This window comes from Neorhizobium sp. LjRoot104, from assembly GCF_964253725.1.
Classification (GTDB): domain Bacteria; phylum Pseudomonadota; class Alphaproteobacteria; order Rhizobiales; family Rhizobiaceae; genus Neorhizobium.
The window spans coordinates 1868663-1885498 of record NZ_CAXURS020000001.1 but is presented as its reverse complement, the minus strand read 5'-3'; the positions used below and the strand labels follow the sequence as shown (position 1 = coordinate 1885498).

19 protein-coding genes are annotated in these 16836 nt (G+C 62.9%); 13 read left to right on the top strand and 6 right to left on the bottom strand.

The window, feature by feature from the left end:
• The first annotated feature begins 34 nt into the window (after window positions 1-34).
• From ACSQ8R_RS09580 to ACSQ8R_RS09560, 5 genes are all read left to right on the top strand, one after another.
• Window positions 35-829, top strand: a complete 795-nt coding sequence (locus ACSQ8R_RS09580) for a thymidylate synthase (protein WP_436253126.1) — start codon at window positions 35-37, stop codon at window positions 827-829.
• Window positions 826-1356 carry a dihydrofolate reductase gene (locus ACSQ8R_RS09575; protein ID WP_436253125.1) on the top strand — a complete coding sequence of 177 codons (531 nt, stop codon included), beginning with the start codon at window positions 826-828 and terminating at the stop codon, window positions 1354-1356. Before ACSQ8R_RS09580 ends, ACSQ8R_RS09575 begins: the two co-directional genes overlap by 4 nt.
• A 139-nt stretch (window positions 1357-1495) precedes the next feature.
• The gene (hflK, locus tag ACSQ8R_RS09570; protein WP_436253124.1) at window positions 1496-2593 is read left to right on the top strand and encodes an FtsH protease activity modulator HflK; all 1098 of its coding nucleotides are present in this window, start codon (window positions 1496-1498) and stop codon (window positions 2591-2593) included.
• A complete protein-coding gene (gene hflC, locus ACSQ8R_RS09565; RefSeq protein ID WP_436253123.1) occupies window positions 2590-3531 on the top strand; it encodes a protease modulator HflC in 942 nt (313 codons plus the stop codon). The genes hflK and hflC overlap by 4 nt, the downstream gene beginning before the upstream one ends.
• 222 nt (window positions 3532-3753) lie before the next feature.
• Window positions 3754-5397: a Do family serine endopeptidase gene (locus ACSQ8R_RS09560; RefSeq protein WP_436253122.1), complete on the top strand. Its 1644-nt coding sequence runs from the start codon at window positions 3754-3756 to the stop codon at window positions 5395-5397.
• Between the two features lie 15 nt (window positions 5398-5412).
• Here ACSQ8R_RS09560 and ACSQ8R_RS09555 read toward each other — a convergent pair whose 3' ends face one another.
• The 4 genes from ACSQ8R_RS09555 to serB all read right to left on the bottom strand — a co-directional run bounded on the left by ACSQ8R_RS09555 (window position 5413) and on the right by serB (window position 7629).
• Complete coding sequence (locus ACSQ8R_RS09555; protein WP_436253121.1) at window positions 5413-5994, bottom strand: GNAT family N-acetyltransferase; 582 nt, start codon at window positions 5992-5994, stop codon at window positions 5413-5415.
• Between the two features lie 34 nt (window positions 5995-6028).
• Window positions 6029-6340, bottom strand: coding sequence for a helix-turn-helix domain-containing protein (locus tag ACSQ8R_RS09550; protein WP_436253120.1), 312 nt, complete (start codon window positions 6338-6340; stop codon window positions 6029-6031).
• A complete protein-coding gene (locus ACSQ8R_RS09545) occupies window positions 6337-6648 on the bottom strand; it encodes a type II toxin-antitoxin system RelE/ParE family toxin (RefSeq protein WP_436253119.1) in 312 nt (103 codons plus the stop codon). The genes ACSQ8R_RS09550 and ACSQ8R_RS09545 overlap by 4 nt, the downstream gene beginning before the upstream one ends.
• A gap of 90 nt (window positions 6649-6738) precedes the next feature.
• The gene (serB, locus tag ACSQ8R_RS09540; protein ID WP_436253118.1) at window positions 6739-7629 is read right to left on the bottom strand and encodes a phosphoserine phosphatase SerB; all 891 of its coding nucleotides are present in this window, start codon (window positions 7627-7629) and stop codon (window positions 6739-6741) included.
• Between serB and miaA the strand changes: the two genes are divergently transcribed.
• Window positions 7630-8520, top strand: coding sequence for a tRNA (adenosine(37)-N6)-dimethylallyltransferase MiaA (gene miaA / locus ACSQ8R_RS09535; RefSeq protein ID WP_436253117.1), 891 nt, complete (start codon window positions 7630-7632; stop codon window positions 8518-8520).
• Window positions 8521-8527: 7 nt separating this feature from the next.
• Here miaA and ACSQ8R_RS09530 read toward each other — a convergent pair whose 3' ends face one another.
• A complete protein-coding gene (locus ACSQ8R_RS09530) occupies window positions 8528-10645 on the bottom strand; it encodes a helicase HerA domain-containing protein (RefSeq protein WP_436253116.1) in 2118 nt (705 codons plus the stop codon).
• 396 nt (window positions 10646-11041) lie between these two features.
• Here ACSQ8R_RS09530 and ACSQ8R_RS09525 point away from each other — a divergent pair, with 396 nt between their 5' ends.
• Window positions 11042-12850 carry an acetolactate synthase 3 large subunit gene (locus tag ACSQ8R_RS09525; RefSeq protein ID WP_436253115.1) on the top strand — a complete coding sequence of 603 codons (1809 nt, stop codon included), beginning with the start codon at window positions 11042-11044 and terminating at the stop codon, window positions 12848-12850.
• 50 nt (window positions 12851-12900) lie between these two features.
• Window positions 12901-13473, top strand: coding sequence for an acetolactate synthase small subunit (gene ilvN / locus ACSQ8R_RS09520; RefSeq protein ID WP_024164177.1), 573 nt, complete (start codon window positions 12901-12903; stop codon window positions 13471-13473).
• Window positions 13474-13544: 71 nt separating this feature from the next.
• Here the strand turns inward: ilvN and ACSQ8R_RS09515 are convergent, their stop codons facing one another.
• A complete protein-coding gene (locus tag ACSQ8R_RS09515) occupies window positions 13545-14387 on the bottom strand; it encodes an aldo/keto reductase (RefSeq protein ID WP_436253114.1) in 843 nt (280 codons plus the stop codon).
• Here ACSQ8R_RS09515 and ACSQ8R_RS09510 point away from each other — a divergent pair.
• Genes ACSQ8R_RS09510 through ACSQ8R_RS09490 form a run of 5 tightly spaced genes read left to right on the top strand, consistent with a single transcriptional unit; the run spans window position 14386 to window position 16834 of the window.
• Window positions 14386-14553 (top strand): hypothetical protein, encoded by a 168-nt coding sequence (locus ACSQ8R_RS09510; protein WP_436253113.1) that lies wholly within the window; start codon window positions 14386-14388, stop codon window positions 14551-14553. The two genes, ACSQ8R_RS09515 and ACSQ8R_RS09510, sit on opposite strands and share 2 nt — an antisense overlap.
• An 8-nt stretch (window positions 14554-14561) precedes the next feature.
• On the top strand, window positions 14562-15155 hold the full coding sequence (locus ACSQ8R_RS09505; RefSeq protein WP_436253112.1) for a LysE family translocator: 594 nt from the start codon (window positions 14562-14564) through the stop codon (window positions 15153-15155).
• Window positions 15156-15166: 11 nt separating this feature from the next.
• Window positions 15167-15820, top strand: coding sequence for a nitrile hydratase subunit alpha (nthA, locus tag ACSQ8R_RS09500; protein ID WP_436253111.1), 654 nt, complete (start codon window positions 15167-15169; stop codon window positions 15818-15820).
• On the top strand, window positions 15817-16476 hold the full coding sequence (nthB, locus tag ACSQ8R_RS09495) for a nitrile hydratase subunit beta (RefSeq protein ID WP_436253110.1): 660 nt from the start codon (window positions 15817-15819) through the stop codon (window positions 16474-16476). The genes nthA and nthB overlap by 4 nt, the downstream gene beginning before the upstream one ends.
• Window positions 16463-16834 (top strand): nitrile hydratase accessory protein, encoded by a 372-nt coding sequence (locus ACSQ8R_RS09490; RefSeq protein ID WP_436253109.1) that lies wholly within the window; start codon window positions 16463-16465, stop codon window positions 16832-16834. Before nthB ends, ACSQ8R_RS09490 begins: the two co-directional genes overlap by 14 nt.
• Window positions 16835-16836: the final 2 nt, after the last annotated feature.

The following is a 16836-nucleotide window of genomic DNA, read 5'->3' as shown; positions in this document are numbered from 1 at the left end:
TATTCCCGTGACGATGGAATCGGCGGCCTGACCCATGAAACAATATCTCGATCTTCTCCGGCATGTGATGGAAACCGGCACCGACCGCGGCGACCGCACCGGCAAGGGCACACGCTCGGTATTCGGCTACCAGATGCGCTTCGACCTCGCAGAAGGTTTTCCGGTCCTGACGACCAAGAAGCTGCACCTGAGATCGATCATCCATGAGCTCCTGTGGTTCCTGAAGGGCGATACGAATATCGCCTATCTCAAGGAAAACGGCGTCTCGATCTGGGATGAATGGGCCGATGAGAACGGCGAGCTCGGCCCTGTTTACGGCTATCAGTGGCGTTCCTGGCCCGCACCGGACGGCAGCCATGTCGATCAGATTTCGCAACTGATCGAGGGACTGAAGGTCAACCCCAATTCGCGCCGGCATATCGTGTCCGCCTGGAACGTCGGCCAGCTCGACGACATGGCGCTGCCGGCCTGCCATTGCCTGTTCCAGTTCTATGTCGCCGACGGCAAGCTCTCCTGTCAGCTCTACCAGCGCTCAGCCGACGTCTTTCTCGGCGTGCCCTTCAACATCGCATCCTACGCATTGCTGACGATGATGGTGGCCCAGGTGACCGGGTTGAAACCGGGCGACTTCGTCCACACGCTCGGCGACACGCATATCTATTCGGATCATTTCGAGCAGGCGGAGCTGCAGCTGACCCGTACTCCCAAGGCGCTGCCCACCATGCGCATCAATCCCGCCGTGAGGGACATCTTCTCCTTCCGCTTCGAGGATTTTGCGCTCGAAGGATATGAGGCCGATCCGCATATCAAGGCGGCGGTGGCGGTGTGAGCAAGCCGCGCCTCGTCATCATCGCGGCGGTGTCGCAGAACGGCGTCATCGGCCGGAACGGGGACATGCCCTGGCGGCTTTCGACCGATCTCAAGCGGTTCAAGGCGCTGACCCTGGGAAAACCGGTCATCGTCGGGCGCAAGACTTTCGACAGTTTCGGCGGAAGGCCTCTTCCGGGGCGGCCGCATGTGATCGTCACGCGCAACCAGGATTTCCGCTACGAGGGCGTCGATGCGGCCGTATCCCTCGACGCGGCTCTGGAGATCGCCGGTCGCAGGGCCGCGGAGGTTGGGGCCGACGAGATTTATGTGCTCGGCGGCGGTGAGATCTACGCTCAAGCGATCACGATCGCAGACATGCTGCGCGTCACCCATGTCGAGACCGATATCTTAGACGGCGATACGTTCTTTCCTGCCATTGATCCGGCAGCCTTCGAGAAGGTGGAAGAGGTTGCCGTTCCGGCCGGCGAAAGGGACAGTTATCCGACCCGTTTCACCACTTATGCCCGCCGAACCGCGACAAACTGAAACATTTCGTTACCGTTGAACGGGAAGTTATTGAACCCGCGTTGAAAGCGGGCTTCCCCATCCCTATAACGGGCAATAGCCAGACGGCTGCCACACGGTGGGGTCGAGGCTGGGAGCGAATACGAACAAAGAGGTTTTGATGCCCTGGAGCAATCAGAATGGTGGCGGCGGCGGCCCTTGGGGCGGCGGTGGCGGTAATAATCAAGGGCCCTGGGGACAGGGACCGAACCGCCCACGCGGCGGGGGGGGAGGCGGCGGGCCGCCGGATCTCGAAGACATCATAAGGCGCAGTCAGGACCGGCTGCGCAGCGTGATGCCGGGTGGCTTCAACGGCGGTGCCTTCGTGATCGTGCTCATCGTGATCCTCGCCTTCCTCGCCTTCCAGTCCGTCTACACGGTCCAGCCGGACGAGCGCGGTGTCGAACTGCGCTTCGGCCGCCCGAAGGACGAGATCTCCATGCCTGGCCTGCATTTCCATTTCTGGCCGTTCGAATCCGTCGAGATCGTCAAGGTCACCGAACAGCAGCAGAATATCGGCGCGGCCCGGGGCTCAAGCTCCAATGCCGGCTGGATGCTGACCGGCGACCAGAACATCGTCAACGTTCAGTTCTCCGTTCTGTTCACCGTGACCGATCCCAAGGCCTATCTCTTCAATCTGGAAGGCCCCGCCTCGACGCTGCAGCAGGTTTCCGAAAGTGCCATGCGCGAAGTCGTCGGCCGCCGTCCGGCGCAGGACATTTTCCGCGACAACCGCGAAGGCATCTCGACCGAAGTGCGCAACATCATCCAGGGCACGATGGATACCTACGGCTCCGGCCTTTCCATCAATGCCGTGCCGATCGAGGATGCCGCGCCGCCGCGTGAAGTGGCCGACGCCTTCGAAGAAGTGCAGCGTGCCGAGCAGGACGAAGACCGTTTCGTCGAAGAGGCGAACCAGTATTCCAACCAGAAGCTCGGCCAGGCCCGTGGTCAGGCAGCCCAGGTTCGGGAAGAGGCATCCGCTTACAAGGACAAGGTCGTCAACGAAGCGCAGGGCGAGGCGCAACGCTTCGTCTCGATCTACAACGAATATGCCAATGCGCCCGAAGTGACGCGCCGGCGCATCTTCCTCGAAACCATGGAAGCCGTCCTGAAGAATTCCAACAAGATCATTCTGGATAGCAAGGACGGCGTCGTTCCCTATCTGCCGCTCAACGAGATGATAAAGCAGCCGACGCCGCGTGGAGGCACCCGATGAACTCCAATCGACTCCCAGCATTTCTGATCGGCCTCGCCGTTCTCCTCGTTCTCATCTATTCGTCGGTCTTCGTGGTCAACGAGCGCGAGCAGGCGATCGTTGTCCGCTTCGGCGAAATCCAGGATGTCAAGCGCGAGCCGGGCATCTATTTCAAGCTGCCTTTCGCGTTCATGGATGCCGATCGTGTCCAGTACGTCGAGGACCGGGCATTGCGCTTCGATCTCGACAATATCCGCGTCCAGGTGCGCGGCGGTGCCTTCTATGAAGTCGATGCTTTCGTCGTCTATTCGATCATCGATCCGCGGCTCTTCCGGGAGACGGTGTCGGGTGATCGCGAATCGGCCGAATCGCGCCTTCGCACCCGCCTCGATGCGGCCTTGCGCCGAGTCTACGGTCTGCGCAATTTCGACGCGGCGCTTTCCAACGAGCGCTCTTCGATGATGCAGGAAGTTCGCGCCGACCTCAGCGCGGCGGCGGAAACCCTCGGGCTCACGATCCGCGACGTTCGTATCCGTCGGACCGACCTCACCCAGGAAGTGTCGCAGCAGACCTTCCAGCGCATGAAGGCGGAGCGGCTTGCAGAAGCTGAACTGATCCGCGCCCGTGGTAACGAGCAGGGCCAGCGCCGTCGCGCCATAGCCGACCGTCAGGTCGTTGAGTTCGTCTCCGAGGCACAGAGGGATGCGGAAATCCTGCGTGGTCAGGGCGATGCCGAACGCAACAAGATCTTCGGCGAAGCCTTCCAGCGGGACCCGGCCTTCTTCGAGTTCTACCGCACCATGCGGGCCTATGTGGCGGCACTTGCCGACAACGGCACGACAATGGTGCTGTCGCCGGATTCGGAATTCTTCCGGTTCTTCAACTCGTCCGCAGGTCAGGCACTTGCGCCGGTGCAGCCCCCGGCACCGCCTGCCGCGCCCGCGGCGCCGGCGAACTGATCCGACAAACCTGGGGCGGCGCTAAGCCGCCCCTTTCACGACAAGACCATCCACAGGCGTGAGGGGCGCAGCGTGCAATCCTCACGAAAAGGTAATTTCCACAGTCGTCATTCCGCCTTATGCTCTGCCGAAACTCCGCCCGATTCAAAGGTTCCTATAGCCTGCCCGGATAGGGACCGCTCTTCAGGGGCGATGCGGACAATCCAACAGCGAGGACGCCAGATGGCCCATTCGGTTCGATCGACCTTCAAGCGCACCGTCACGCTTGCGGCAACTTTTGCCCTGCTGGCGGCGCCCTTGCAGGCGATTGCCCAGACCCCGGTCCCTGCCGCTCCGGGGCAGAATGCCAATCCGCCGGCCGCCGGTTCTCCGGGCGTCATGCTGCCGGCCCCCCCGACACCGTCTCCGAGCATCAATCCCCCTCCGGCTCCAGGGCCGATGGCAGGCGGCGGTCCGGGGTCGATCGCCGATCTCGCGGAGGGTCTGCTCGATGCCGTGGTCAACATCTCCACCTCCCAGAGCGTCAAGGACCAGGGTGCCGGCCCGCAGCCCCAGATTCAGGAAGGCTCGCCATTCCAGGAGTTCTTCGAGGATTTCTTCGACGGCCAGGGCAAGAACGGCAACCAGAAGGTTTCTTCGCTCGGCTCCGGCTTCGTGATCGATCCTTCCGGCTACGTGGTCACCAACAACCATGTCATCGAAGGCGCCGACGACATCGAGGTGATTTTCCCGAACGGCATGAAGCTCAAGGCCAAGCTGGTCGGCACCGACACGAAGACCGACCTGTCGGTCCTGAAGGTCGAGCCCAAGGCGCCGCTGAAGGCCGTGCGCTTCGGGGATTCCCGCCGCATGCGGATCGGCGACTGGGTGATGGCGATCGGCAATCCGTTCGGTCTGGGCGGATCCGTCACGCTGGGCATCATCTCGGCCCGCGGCCGCAACATCAATGCCGGCCCCTATGACAACTTCATCCAGACCGATGCGGCGATCAACAAGGGCAATTCGGGCGGCCCGCTGTTCAACATGCGCGGCGAGGTGATCGGCATCAACACCGCGATCATTTCGCCGTCCGGCGGTTCTATCGGCATCGGTTTCGCCGTGCCGACGGAACTCGCTGAAAATGTCGTCCACCAGCTGACCGAATTCGGCGAGACGCGCCGAGGCTGGCTCGGCGTGCGTATCCAGCCGGTCACCGACGACGTGGCGGCAAGCCTCGGCCTCGACAAGGCGCGCGGCGCCCTGGTATCCGGCGTCGTCAATGGCGGGCCGATCAAGAACGGCGAGATCAAGGCCGGCGACGTGATCCTCACCTTCGACGGCCAGTCCGTCAACGAGATGCGCGACCTGCCGCGCATCGTCGCGGAAAGCCCCGTCAACAAGGAAGTCGACGTGGTGATCCTGCGCGACGGCAAGCAGCAGACCGTCAAGGTGACGCTCGGCCGCCTGGAAGACAGTGCCGAGCCGGAGGAGGAAGACGACCAGCCGGCCTTGCCGGAAGGCCAGGGCGAGAACAAGGCGCCGGACAACAATGCGCCCGGCGACCAGAAGGGCGAACTAAACCAGGACCCTGCCGCCGCCTTCGGCATGACGCTCGCCGTGCTCGACGAGGACCGCCGCAAGAGTTTCAGCATTGTCGAAAGCGTCGAAGGGGTACTGATCACCGCCGTCGCGCCGAACTCGCCGGCCGCCCAGAAGGGGCTGAAGGCCGGCGAGGTCGTGGTCGAAGTGGCGCAGGATTTCGTCGAAAGCCCGGCCGACGTCGTCAAGCGGATCGCGGTCCTGAAGTCCGAGGGTCGGCGCAACGCGCATGTGATGGTCTCGGATCCTTCCGGAAACCTGCGTTTCGTGGCGCTGCCGCTGGAGTAAATCGAAGCAAGGCGGTCAGCCGGTACGTCCCGAGGCCGCTCCCTGGCGCAGCCATTCGTCGCGCGTGACCGCATAGACCACATGCGGTTTCAGATGCGGATGGGTATCCGGCACCCGTGGATGATCAAAATCCATGCCGGCGATCCGGTGTAGGCCGAGCCGCGTCATCACCGCGGTCGATCGCCTGTTTTCGCCGACCGCGAAGGAGACGACCGCGTCGAGATGCTTTTCGCCGAAGGCGAAGTCGAGGAGCGCGCGGGCTGCTTCGGTGACATAACCATTCCCCCAGAACCGGGTCGCCAGCCGCCAGCCGATCTCCACCGTTTCCACCGGAAAGATATCCGGCATGCTGGCGAGCGACAGGCCGCAGAACCCCATGGACTCCCGGGTTTCCTTCAGTTCCAGCGCGAAGAAGCCGAGCCCGGTCTCGGTGATCGCATCGTTGAGCTTGGCGAGGAAGGCATCCGCCTCTTCGTGGGTGCGGCGGAACGGAAAGAACTGCATCACCTTCGGATCGGAATTGATCTCGCGAAAGAGATCGCGATCGCTGTCGATCCAGCTTCTGAGGCGCAGGCGTTCGGTTTCGAGGATGATCATGGGATCGCGCGTCGTCGATATTGGTGGCATTGCTTTACGACGCTTTCGCGGAGGATTTCGGCTTTTCGAAACGGATGCGCAGCTTCGTGCCGGTTGCATCGGCAAAACGCTGCAGGGTCCGGGTCGAAGGCATGGAGCGTCCGCTCTCCAGCCGGGCTATCGCCGCCTGCGTCGTGCCCATGACCCTGGCGACGTCTTCCTGCGTCATGGAGGCCTGGGCACGCGCCTTGATCAGCGCTTCCGCGAGGGCGAACTCCTCCTCGAGCGCATCATAGGCCGCAACGAATTCGGGGTCCTTGAACCATTCCTTGGCGGCTTCGCTTACCAGGAGGCTTTTCTTGGTCATCTCACATCCCTTGCCCGTCTCAGCGCAATCTCGATATCGCGTCTGGGCGTTTTCTGCGTCTTCTTTCGGAAGACATGCAAAACCACGATCCGATGGCCTGAAACCGTTACATACGCTGCCCGGGCTATCCCATCGCGACCGCGCATTCGCATTTCCCAAATCGGCCCTTCCAGGTGCTTCACGTAGGGTTCATGGACCTTGGTGGGTCCCTCCAGCTCGATCAGCCTCACGATGCGCAGAAAGCTGGCAACAATATCCGCGGGAAAAGCTTCGAGTTCGACTCTGATGCGATCGTTCAGAAACTCCATCTTCCAATGCATTGAATATACCATTTTTGCAATGATCTTCAATACGCATGATGCAATGCGGATTTCAATCCGTCAAACGCTTAGGTTGTGTCAGGCCGTCGTGAAATCCGTTTTGCGATAACCCTGGATGTAAAGGAGGGCGGTCAGGTCGCCGTGGTCGATGCGCATCTTGGCCTGGGCGGCGACGGTGGGCTTGGCGTGCAGTGCCACGCCGGAGCCGGCGATGCCGAGCATGCCGAGATCGTTGGCGCCGTCGCCGACGGCGATCGTGTCTTCCGGCGAGATTTGAAGCTTTGCCGCGATGGCGAGCAGCGCGTCCACCTTGGCCTGCTTGCCGAGGATGGGTTCGGCCACTTCGCCGGTCAGGATGCCGTCTTTTTCGAGAAGGATATTGGCGCGGTTTTCGTCGAAGCCGAGGGTCGCGGCGATGCGGCTGGTGAAGACGGTGAAGCCGCCGGATACGAGGGCGGCGTAGTAGCCCCTGGCCTTCATGGTGGCGATCAGTTCCGGCCCGCCCGACGTGAGCGTGATGCGCGTGGCGATGACGTCGTCGACAACGGTGATCGGCAAGCCCTTCAGCAGGGCGACGCGTTCGCGAAGGGCGGGTTCGAAGGCGATCTCGCCGTTCATGGCGCGGGCGGTGATCGTCGCGACCTTGTCCTTCAAGCCCACCACATCGGCAAGCTCGTCGATGCATTCCTGGCCGATCATGGTCGAATCCATGTCGGCGATCAGGAATTTTTTCCGCCGCGTATCCGCGTCCTGGATGACGAGATCGATCGGGGCGCTTCCGATGACGGCCCTCATGTCGGCCTCGACGTCCTCGATATCCGAACCGTCACGGAGCGCGATGTCGCAGGCGATCCCGTCCGCCAGCCAGTAGAGGCCCGAGGCTTTCACTGCCTCCGCCGCTTGTTCTCCGAGCGTTGAGTTGAGAACGGGGTTTGACGGATGGGCAATGAGCGTGGCAACGAAAGCCATATGAGCGACCTTATCGACAATTTTGATGCGATCCTGATAACCGGGCCGACGGCCAGCGGCAAGTCGGCGCTTGCATTGCGCCTGGCCCGCGAGAGAAACGGCGTTGTGATCAATGCCGACAGCATGCAGGTCTACGACACGCTCAGGATCCTGACGGCGCGACCGGCCGAGGACGAGATGGACGGCGTGCCGCATCTGCTCTACGGGCATGTGCCGGCGACGAGGGCTTATTCCACCGGCGAGTGGCTGCGCGACGTGACGGCGCTTCTGCCGGAATTGAAGCGCGAAGGCCGGCTGCCGGTGTTCGTCGGCGGCACCGGGCTTTATTTCAAGGCGCTGACGGGCGGCCTTTCCGATATGCCGGAAATATCGCAGGAGATCCGCTGCGAGGTTCGGCTGCGTCTGAAGGAGGAAGGGCCGGAGGCGCTGCATGCGGAGCTTTCGGCACGCGATGCGGCGGTGGCGGCAGGCCTCGAACCGAAGGACGGGCAGAGGATCGTGAGGGCGCTGGAAGTTCTGGCCGAGACCGGTCGTTCCATCGCCGAGTTTCAGGGCAGGCAGGGGCCGATGGTGATCGATCCTTCGCGTGCGAGGAAGATCGTCGTGCTGCCGGATCGAAAAATCCTGCACGGGCGGATCGACCGGCGTTTCGCGACGATGCTGGAGACCGGGGCCGTGGACGAGGTGAGGGCGCTGCTGGCGCTCGGCCCTTCACCCGACCTGCCTGCCATGAAGGCGATCGGCGTCACCCAGATCGCCGAGATGCTGGAAGGCCGCATGAGCCGGGAAGATGTTATCGAACGCGGGTCCGCACTGACGCGGCAATATGCCAAGCGCCAGATGACCTGGTTTCGCAACCAGATGGACGAAAGCTGGGAGCGGCTGGCCTGAGGCCGGCTCAATCCTTGTCGTAAAGGCTGCTCAGCGGTTTCTTGAGCAGGCTTTCGCGCAGCGATCCTTCGCGCTTGAGCAGCGGATTCGGACGTGGCGCGCCTTCGGGCGTCGGCGGACGCTGGAACGTCGGAGGCGCAGGCTGATACGCAGGCGGCTCGGGCGGGCGTTCGCGGCGCAGATCCGCGAAACGGTCGGGGCGGGGCGCTGTGGGCAGTCCAGGCGCGGCAGCGCGCGGCAGCATGTCCGGCCGGTAGGGCTCCGGCTGCGGGTTGCCTGCCATGGGCGGTGCCGGATTGATCGTCACATGGCCCGTTGAGCGGATCTCCCGGTTCCAGCGATCGAGCTCGGCATCGCCTGCCGGCGGGAAATCATCATCCGTGTCTTCCTCGGCACCGGAAGCGCCCTCCGGGAAGGGTGCCGCCGCGGTGGAGTAGCTTTGCTGGAAGGCGGAAATATCCGGGCCGCTGACGGCGCGCATGCGGGCGATCACCGTGCGCAGATCGACGGTGTCCGGCGTATCCTCCGTGCCCTTGTCGACAACGCCGTTGGCCTTCGGCAGGTATTTCTTCTCGACGCGGGCAAACCGCATGCGCATCGGCACGGAAATCGCCTCGCCGAAGGCGATCGCTTCTCCATTGCCGATCGACGATAGAAAGCTGGTGGTGGAGATCGACGAGTTGGGGATCGCCGACTTGATGATTTCCTGGTCGCGGTCGTTGGACAGCCGCATCGCAAATACGGTCGAGCATTGCGACAGGATCGTCTGGTCGAGTTCGCCGGGGCGCTGGGTGATGACGCCGAGCGAGACGCCGTATTTGCGGCCTTCCTTGGCGATGCGCGAAATGGCCTGTCTCGTTGGGAAGAAGCCGAGTTCGCGGTCGGCCGGCACGTAGCGATGCGCTTCCTCGCAGACGACGAGCATGTGGATGGCGCCATTGCTCCAGAGCGCCAGTTCAAACGCCATGCGGCAGAGGATCGAGGCGACGGAATTGACGACTTCGGACGGGATGCCCGCGAGCTGGAAGGTCGAGATCGGCCGGTCGCCGCCGGGGATGCGGAAGATATAGGCGATCGTCTCCATGATCGTGTCGTTGATCGTGTTGTTGGAGAACATGAAGTGGTAGCGCGGGTCGTTGATCGCCGACATGATGCGCATCTTCAAGGAGCGCAGGAAGGGCTTCTCGCCGCGGCCTTCCAGGCGACCGATTCGCTCGTCGATCAGCGCCAGCAGGTCCGCCATGCGGTAGGGTACCGGCGTATCGGCGGTGACCGAGCTTTTTTCGGTCGAGCGGCGCATCAGCGAGGTTTCATTGCCGCGGAAGGCGCGTTTCGCCTCCGGGATCAGGTCGCGCAGGATGTCGAGTTCTTCCGCCACCGCCGGACGGCCGCGAAAGACCACTTCGGAGAACTCCTCGAGCCGCATCAGCCAGAAGGGCAGGTCGAGCGTTTCGGTATCGATGACGACCGCATGCTCGGGGAAGGCGGCGGCAAACTCGTTGTGCGGATCGAGGATGAGGACGCGCAGCTTCGGGTCGGTCTCGATCGCCTTGTGGAGGAGCAGGGAGACGGCGGTCGACTTGCCGACGCCCGTCGAGCCGACGATGGCGAAATGTTTCGACAACATCGACGGGATATGGATCGTCGCGTCGATCGTTTCATCCTGGGTCAGCTTGCCGACCACGCAGGTTTCGTTCTTGCCGGTATCATAGATGCGCAGAAGGTCGGCGGCACGGATGCGGTGCGCGACGGCGCCGAGATAGGGATAACAGGAGATGCCGCCGGTGAATTCGTCGCGGCCGTCCGGTCCCTTGCGCACCTCGCCGAGCAGCTCGGCCTCGATGTGGAAGTTGGTGTTGCCGCCTTCGCTCCACTCCTTGCCGCCGGTCTGCATCGCATAGGCGAGCGCCACGACACGGTTTTCGCCGACGCTGATGGAGATCAGCCGGCCCACCGACCAGAGTTCGGTAAGATCGGTCTCGCCCTGTTCGGCAACGGCGGAAATGGTGGCGTGCGAGCCGTTGCAGGCGACGACGCGGCCAAGCATGCGGTTGCCGGGCTTCTGGACGTCGCGACGATCCTGCTCTCCTGCAGACGTGGAACGGTGCAGATCGTTGTTCAACAAACTCGGGCCCCTATCATTGGGGTGGCGGATCGGGTCATGGCTCATCCGTCGGGTCACCGCCCTCCAAACGCCGGGACTATATTGTGCCGGGCTTAACAACTCGTGTAGGAAATTGCGTCACTGGTGAGTGGATACGAAGCAGCAAAATCAGTCCGATGAGGATTTTTGGTGCATGCCCACGTTGACGAACGACATTTATCTGGCTAACACTTCGCGCCATGAAGATTTCGATCGCTCTTATTGTGGTGGGAACGCGCATGGGCAGGACGGTGTAACCGTCCGGCGACAGCCACCCATGCGCGGAAAGACAGGCTCCTCCAGGGGGCCTTTTTTTATGCCTTCAATCCGGCTCGGAGGAGCCGCCGGTAAAAATCCAGCAGCGAATGGACCAAGACAATGACGGATACGAACAATCAGCAGCCAGGTAACCAGATGCCAGATAACCAGATGACTGGCGCTGAGATCGTCCTGAAGGCTCTGAAAGACAATGGTGTCGAGCATATCTTCGGATATCCGGGCGGCGCCGTCCTGCCGATCTATGACGAGATCTTCCAGCAGGACGACATCCAGCACATTCTGGTGCGCCACGAGCAGGGCGCCGGCCATGCGGCCGAGGGTTATGCCCGCTCCACGGGCAAGGTCGGGGTCATGCTGGTGACCTCCGGTCCAGGCGCTACCAATGCCGTTACCCCGCTGCAGGATGCGCTGATGGATTCGGTCCCGCTGGTCTGCCTGTCGGGCCAGGTCCCGACGACGCTGATCGGCTCGGACGCTTTCCAGGAATGCGATACCGTCGGCATCACCAGGCCCTGCACCAAGCACAACTGGCTGGTCAAGGACGTCAACGAGCTCGCCGGCATCATCCATGAGGCCTTCCGCATCGCCCAGACCGGGCGGCCGGGGCCGGTCGTCGTCGATATCCCGAAGGACATCCAGTTTGCGACCGGCACCTATACGCCGAAGCCGAAGGTCGCCCAGAACACCAGCTATCAGCCGCGAACCCAGGGCGACATCAATGCCATCCAGGCGGCCGTCGAGCTGATGGCCTCGGCGCGGCGACCGATCCTCTATACCGGCGGCGGCGTCGTCAATTCCGGTCCGGAAGCCTCCCGCCTGCTGCGCGAGCTGGTCGAGCTCAGCGATTTCCCGATCACCTCGACGCTGATGGGGCTCGGCGCCTATCCCGCTTCCGGCAAGAACTGGCTCGGCATGCTCGGCATGCACGGTTCCTACGAGGCGAACATGGCGATGCACGACTGCGACGTCATGGTCTGCATCGGCGCCCGTTTCGACGACCGCATTACCGGTCGCCTCAACGCGTTTTCACCGAATTCGCGCAAGGTCCATATCGATATCGACCCGTCCTCGATCAACAAGAACGTGCATGTCGATATCCCGATCCTCGGTGATGTCGGCAGCGTTCTCGAGGACATGGTTCGCCTGTGGCGGGCTCTCCCGAAAAAGCCGGCCAAGGCGCAGACCGAGGAATGGTCGAGCCAGATCAACCGCTGGCGGGCGCGCAAGAGCTTTTCCTACAAGCATTCCAACGACGTCATCATGCCGCAATATGCGCTGCAGCGCCTTTTCGAGGCGACCAGGGGGCATGATACCTACATCACCACGGAAGTCGGCCAGCACCAGATGTGGGCGGCGCAGTTCATCGAGTTCGAAGAGCCGAACCGCTGGATGACTTCGGGCGGTCTCGGAACGATGGGTTATGGACTGCCGGCGGCGATCGGCGTTCAGGTCGCCCATCCGGACGCTCTGGTCATCGACGTCGCCGGTGACGCATCGATCCAGATGTGCATCCAGGAAATGTCCTGCGCCATCCAGCATAACCTGCCGGTCAAGATCTTCATCCTCAACAACCAGTATATGGGCATGGTCCGCCAGTGGCAGCAATTGCTGCACGGCAACCGCCTGTCGAATTCCTATACGGAAGCGATGCCCGACTTCGTGAAACTCGCGGAAGCCTATGGCGCCGTCGGCATGTATTGCGACGATCCGAAGGAGCTGGACGGCAAGATCGAGGAAATGATCGCGGTCAAGAAGCCGGTGATCTTCGATTGCCGTGTCGCCAATCTCGCCAACTGCTTCCCGATGATCCCCTCGGGCAAGGCGCATAACGAGATGCTGCTGCCGGACGAGGCCACCGACGAAGCGGTTGCCAATGCCATCGATGCCAAGGGTCGCCAGCTCGTCTGAGACGAGCTGCCATCCCTTCAACAAAATTCTGAGGAAATGGACCCAAGACCATGAATGCGCATCAGCAACCGACCGGTTCCGCCTATTTCATCGCGCCCGAGACGGCAAAAGCCGAAAGCCACACGCTTTCGGTTCTCGTCGCCAACGAACCGGGCGTGCTCGCACGGGTGATCGGCCTGTTTTCCGGTCGCGGCTACAATATCGAAAGCCTGACTGTTTCGGAGACGGAACACGAAGCGCACCTATCCCGCATCACCATCGTGACGCGGGGCACGCCGACGGTGCTCGAACAGATCAAGGCGCAACTCGAGCGGATCGTGCCGGTGCATCGGGTCGTCGACCTCACGGTGCGCGCCCATGCGCTCGGCCAGGAGCGGCCGATCGAGCGGGAAGTGGCGCTGGTCAAGGTCGTCGGCCAGGGTGACCGCCGCGCCGAGACGCTGCGGCTTGCGGACGCCTTCCACGCCAAGGTCGTCGATGCCACCGTTGAGCATTTCATCCTGGAAATCACCGGAAAATCTTCCAAGATCGACCAGTTCGTGGCGATCATGAAGCCGCTTGGCCTGGTCGAGGTGTGCCGCACAGGGATCGCGGCGATGAACCGCGGTCCGCAGGGAATGTAAACGGCTCCGGCGGAGATCGGTGTCTTCCGGGCGGTCGAGATGCTGGCGGGGTGTCGGACGCACGATCTCCGCTAGATCATCTCCAACGGCGCCTTGCGCGACGGCGGTGGGAAGGCGGCGTCGAGGGCCGTCCAGTCCGCTTCGCTGAGATCCAGATCGACCGCTTCGGCATTTTCCGCCACCCGGTCCGGATTGGCGGACTTGGGAATGGCGATGACGCCGTCGCGTTCCAGGAGGAAGGCCAGCGCCACCTGCGCCGGCGTCGCCTGATACGCCTTGGCGATGCGGATCAGCTCGCCGCTTCTGGCAAGCCGGCCCTGCTCGATCGGCGAATAGGCCATGACCGGGATGCCGCGCTCCTGGCACCAGGGCAACAGATCGTATTCGATGCCGCGGCGGGAGAGGTTGTAGAGGACCTGGTTGGCGGCGCACATTCCGCCATCCGGCACCTCCATCAGTTCCTGCATGTCGTCGAGATCGAAATTCGAGACGCCCCAGGCGCCGATCTTGCCGGCCCGGCGCAGTTCCTCGAAGCCGGCGACGGTTTCGGTCAAAGGATGTTCGCCGCGCCAATGCAGGAGATAGAGGTCGAGGCGGTCGGTCTTCAGCCGGTCGAGGCTGCGTTCGCAGGCATCGACGACGCCCTTTCGGCTGGCATTCCAGGGATAGATCTTGCTGACCAGAAACACCTCGTCTCGCCGGCCGGCAATCGCTTCGGCGGTGATTTTTTCGGCGCCGCCTTCGCCATACATTTCCGCCGTGTCGATCAGGGTCAGGCCGAGGTCGAGGCCGCGCTTCAGGCTCTCGATCTCAATGCCGGCCTTGCGGGCATCCTCGCCCATCTGCCAGGTGCCGAGGCCAAGCGCCGGGACGGAAATGCCGGAGGGCAGGGTGACTGTCGGGATATCGGACATGGCGGGTCTCGATCTGTTGCTGCTGGAAAATCCATCCTACTCAGATATGGCTTCGATTGAAGCTGCCAAGTTCCGCTTGAAGATCGTCTCCAACGATCCTATCACCGGAACAACAGGCCGTCCGCGAAACGAGGCGGTCGAGGCAGCCGGGGCGGATTGGCGCTAGGAGAAAATATGTCGCTGGAAACCTTTCTGGCCCTGATCCTGTTCGCCTTTACCACCTCGATCACGCCGGGGCCGAACAATATGATGCTCTTTGCGTCGGGCGTGAATTTCGGCTTTACGCGGACCATTCCCCACATGCTCGGCATCGGTGCCGGTTTTCTGTCGCTGCTGATCGCGGTCGGCCTCGGCCTCGGCGCGCTGCTGCACTCGGTGCCGGTCGTCTACACAGCACTGAAATTCGCCGGCGGCGCATATCTGCTCTGGGTCGCCTGGAAGATCGGCACGTCGCGCAGCCTGTCGGACGGCAGGACCGGAGCGCAGCCGATGACATTTATTGGCGCGGCGGTCTTCCAATGGGTCAATCCGAAGGCCTGGGTCATGGCGGTCACCGCAATGGCGACCTATACGGACCCGGAATATTACCTGCCGACCGTGATGCTCGTGGGGTTGGCGTTCGCGGCCGTCAACCTGCCGAGCGTGTCGACCTGGGCCGGTTTCGGTTCGGCGCTGCGCGAATGGCTGTTGGTGCCGGCGCGGCTGAAATGGTTCAACATCACCATGGCGCTCTTGCTTGTCGCGAGCCTCTGGCCAATGCTGAAGTAAGGGAGACCGCCATGTCTGAGGATCATCATCACCACGATCACGACCACCACCATCACGGCCATGGGCATGACCACGCCCACGACAATCGCTACAGCGATATGCAGGCACGCGTCAAAGCGCTGGAGACGGTGCTGACCGAAAAGGGATTGATCGATCCGAAGGCGATCGACGAGATCGTCGAGACCTATGAGACGAAGATCGGCCCCCGCAACGGTGCCCGGGTGGTCGCCAAGGCCTGGAGCGATCCAGACTTTGCCGAATGGCTGAGGACGGACGCGACGGCGGCGATAGCGAGCCTCGGCTATACCGGCCGGCAGGGTGAACATATGCGGGCGGTGTTCAATACGCCCGACACTCATAACCTCGTCGTCTGCACGCTGTGCTCCTGTTACCCCTGGGCGGTGCTCGGGCTGCCGCCGGTCTGGTACAAGGCGCCGGCCTATCGGTCGCGCGCGGTCATCGATCCGCGCGGCGTGCTTGCGGAATTCGGCGTCACGCTGCCGGAGACGAAGAAGATCCGCGTCTGGGATTCGACTGCGGAACTGCGCTATCTGGTGATCCCGGAGCGTCCCGACGGCACGGACGGCCTGAGCGAGGAACGGCTTGCCGACCTCGTCAGCCGCGATGCGATGATCGGCACGGCGATTGCGGGGCCGCAGCCATGAACGGGCCTCACGATCTCGGCGGGCAGATGGGTTTCGGGCCTGTGGCGCCGGAAAAGGACGAGCCTTATTTCCATGCCGAATGGGAGAAGCGGGCGCTTGGGTTAACGCTGTCGGGCGGCGCTCTCGGTGCCTGGACGATCGACGAAAGCCGCCACGCGCGCGAAAATATTCCGCCCGCCGAGTATCTGGGCGCGAGCTACTACGAGATCTGGACGCGGGCGCTGGAAGTGCTGCTCGAACGCCACGGCTTTGTGACGCGCGCGGAAATCGATGCGGGGCACAAGCAGATGGAACCGGCCACCCCAAAACGCATCCTGAAGGCGGATATGGTGGCGGGTGTGCTCGCCAAGGGCGGACCTTGCGACCGGCCCGTGGAGGCCGAGCCACAGTTCCAGCCGGGCGACCGGGTGCGGACGCGCAATTTCAATCCGGAGACCCATACCCGGCTGCCGCGCTACGCCCGCGCCAAGACCGGTGTGGTCGAAGCGGTGCAGGGTTCTTTTGTGTTTCCCGACGACAATGCCCATGGCAAAGGCGAGAACCCGCAATGGGTCTATACGGTCGTGTTCGACGCCGCCGAGATCTGGGGCGAGGAGGCAGACCCGACGCTCACGGTTTCGATCGATGCCTGGGAGAGCTATCTTGAGCACGTGTGAGGTCCCGTCGCCGCTGGCACAATCGCCTGGCCTGCCGAAATCACCGGAGGGTGACCCGGTGTTTCCGGAGCCTTGGGCGGCAGAGGCCTTCGCGATGACCGTGCATCTGCACGAGCGCGGCCTGTTCACTTGGAGCGAATGGGCGGAGGCGCTTTCGGGCGAGGTCCACAAACCCGGCCGGGCAGAGGACGGCAGCGACTATTTCGACTGCTGGGTGGCGGCGCTCTCCGCGCTGCTGGTCGGCAAGGGCATCGCGGACGGCGAGACGATCCTGGCGCTGCAGCGGAGCTGGCAGCGCGCCGCCGAGGCGACGCCGCATGGCCGGCCGATCGAGCTTGCCAACGATCCGCTGCGCTGAAG

Bases quoted from the DNA above. Each gene is read 5' to 3' on its own strand.
- ACSQ8R_RS09580 (WP_436253126.1), top strand. From the start codon at position 35: ATGAAACAATATCTCGATCTTCTCCGGCATGTGATGGAAACCGGCACC.
- hflK (WP_436253124.1), top strand. From the start codon at position 1,496: ATGCCCTGGAGCAATCAGAATGGTGGCGGCGGCGGCCCTTGGGGCGGC.
- hflC (WP_436253123.1), top strand. From the start codon at position 2,590: ATGAACTCCAATCGACTCCCAGCATTTCTGATCGGCCTCGCCGTTCTC.
- ACSQ8R_RS09560 (WP_436253122.1), top strand. From the start codon at position 3,754: ATGGCCCATTCGGTTCGATCGACCTTCAAGCGCACCGTCACGCTTGCG.
- ACSQ8R_RS09555 (WP_436253121.1), bottom strand. From the start codon at position 5,994: ATGATCATCCTCGAAACCGAACGCCTGCGCCTCAGAAGCTGGATCGAC.
- ACSQ8R_RS09550 (WP_436253120.1), bottom strand. From the start codon at position 6,340: ATGACCAAGAAAAGCCTCCTGGTAAGCGAAGCCGCCAAGGAATGGTTC.
- ACSQ8R_RS09545 (WP_436253119.1), bottom strand. From the start codon at position 6,648: ATGGAGTTTCTGAACGATCGCATCAGAGTCGAACTCGAAGCTTTTCCC.
- serB (WP_436253118.1), bottom strand. From the start codon at position 7,629: ATGGCTTTCGTTGCCACGCTCATTGCCCATCCGTCAAACCCCGTTCTC.
- miaA (WP_436253117.1), top strand. From the start codon at position 7,630: ATGAGCGACCTTATCGACAATTTTGATGCGATCCTGATAACCGGGCCG.
- ACSQ8R_RS09525 (WP_436253115.1), top strand. From the start codon at position 11,042: ATGACGGATACGAACAATCAGCAGCCAGGTAACCAGATGCCAGATAAC.
- ilvN (WP_024164177.1), top strand. From the start codon at position 12,901: ATGAATGCGCATCAGCAACCGACCGGTTCCGCCTATTTCATCGCGCCC.
- ACSQ8R_RS09510 (WP_436253113.1), top strand. From the start codon at position 14,386: ATGGCGGGTCTCGATCTGTTGCTGCTGGAAAATCCATCCTACTCAGAT.
- ACSQ8R_RS09515 (WP_436253114.1), bottom strand. From the start codon at position 14,387: ATGTCCGATATCCCGACAGTCACCCTGCCCTCCGGCATTTCCGTCCCG.
- ACSQ8R_RS09505 (WP_436253112.1), top strand. From the start codon at position 14,562: ATGTCGCTGGAAACCTTTCTGGCCCTGATCCTGTTCGCCTTTACCACC.
- nthA (WP_436253111.1), top strand. From the start codon at position 15,167: ATGTCTGAGGATCATCATCACCACGATCACGACCACCACCATCACGGC.
- nthB (WP_436253110.1), top strand. From the start codon at position 15,817: ATGAACGGGCCTCACGATCTCGGCGGGCAGATGGGTTTCGGGCCTGTG.